At 63.5% G+C, this 208-nt stretch carries 1 pseudogene; it reads right to left on the minus strand.

Features of this window, described 5'->3' with window-relative positions:
• Positions 1 to 208, minus strand: a pseudogene (gene tuf / locus RHOFW104R8_RS10825) (elongation factor Tu); the annotation flags it as partial.

The following is a 208-nucleotide window of genomic DNA, read 5'->3' on the forward strand; positions in this document are numbered from 1 at the left end:
GCCCTCGTCCATCGCGATCGGGTGGATCAGGCTCACCACCATCTTCACGTTGTCGCCCGGCATCACCATTTCCACCCCTTCCGGCAGCGTCACCGCACCCGTCACGTCCGTCGTGCGGAAGTAGAACTGCGGCCGGTAACCCTTGAAGAACGGCGTATGACGGCCACCCTCGTCCTTCGACAGCACGTACACCTCGGCCTCGAAGTCC

The organism is Rhodanobacter sp. FW104-R8 (assembly GCF_001617365.1).
Classification (GTDB): domain Bacteria; phylum Pseudomonadota; class Gammaproteobacteria; order Xanthomonadales; family Rhodanobacteraceae; genus Rhodanobacter.